The organism is Enterobacter sp. SECR19-1250 (assembly GCF_013391025.1).
In the GTDB taxonomy this organism is placed as follows: Bacteria; Pseudomonadota; Gammaproteobacteria; order Enterobacterales; family Enterobacteriaceae; genus Enterobacter; species Enterobacter cloacae.
The window spans coordinates 1-1160 of the sequence record NZ_JACASJ010000271.1; the positions used below are offsets into that span (position 1 = coordinate 1).

Here is a 1160-nt window from a genome sequence, read left to right on the forward strand (position 1 = left end):
GCTCCGGATGAATATGATGATCTCATATCAGGAACTTGTTCGCACCTTCCCTAAGATTGATTCATCGATTCACAGCATGAATCAAATTAAAGAAACAGTCCTCTTCTGGTTTTTTTAATTTCAAAAAGAATACCAACACATTTTACGGCAACGTAACGCCTTGCCGGACAATTTTCTTATTTAAATATCTTAATTGGGTATAATAATGTTAAGCATTTTTGGTAAAAAAACACGTCCCCATCATGAAATGGAAGCCATTATTTCTGCAACGGCCGGGTATGAAGAAAAAACGTTAAGAAAATGGCAAAAAATATCAACCTGCAACTCCGATAATATTCACATTATCGTCAGCGGAGAAGTCGAATTCCGCCGCAGTTCTGATGACTTATGTATGTTTACGCTACAGGGACAATGTATCTTTGGTCTCTCCGCTATTTTCTACAATTCTACGCATATGCAGGGCGTGGTGCGCAGTAATACCGTGGTTCGTACCATACATAAGGACGAATCCAGCAGTTAATGACTCAGCACGGGCTGTGGCCTGAACTGACTAAAGTGCTGGCATGGTATATCTGTTTGCTCAGCAAGCGTGATGATGTTTTGGTTGCCCGCAGCGCGTACTCCGTCGTCCGTGAATTCCTGATAGAAATTAACGAACTGATTGTTGACCACCAGCGAGATATTAATATTTATGATTATATTCAGGAATACACCAACCTGGCACGCAGCACCATTATTAAAATCCTCTCAGACCTGAAAAAAGGTCAATATATTGTGGTCGAAAAAGGGCGGCTGATTAGCCTGACCACCCTGCCGGAAAAATATTAATCCCCTCCCGCGTCTCCTTTTATCACCGAAGGAGACGCATTTTGCGTTTCGTCAACCGGTGGTGCGGGCATTTTTCCCTTCGCCATATCATCCTGCTGCTGTTTTAGCGCCTGCATAAATAACGTTTTTAATGAATTGTCTTCATCCGGCTGTGTTGCCTGCGCGTGTTTCATGGCCTGTTCGTGCGCTTCGGTGCCGGGTAAGGTATCGCGCGAGGTATCATGCGTGACGGGGCTGTCCGGCAATGCGCCATCAGGTGCCTGCTGCCAGTCATTTTCGTGGCTTTGTTGAATAAATCAGATTTCGGGTAAGTCTCCCCCGTAGCGGGTTGT

The 1160-nt window shown here is 44.7% G+C and carries 2 pseudogenes; one reads left to right on the forward strand and one right to left on the reverse strand.

Annotated elements, in window-relative coordinates:
- Positions 1-205 precede the first annotated feature (205 nt).
- Positions 206-828, forward strand: a pseudogene (locus tag HX884_RS27535) (helix-turn-helix domain-containing protein).
- Here the strand turns inward: HX884_RS27535 and HX884_RS26540 are convergent.
- Positions 825-1112 (reverse strand): annotated as a pseudogene (locus HX884_RS26540) (hypothetical protein); the annotation flags it as partial. The pseudogenes HX884_RS27535 and HX884_RS26540 overlap by 4 nt on opposite strands.
- Positions 1113-1160: the final 48 nt, after the last annotated feature.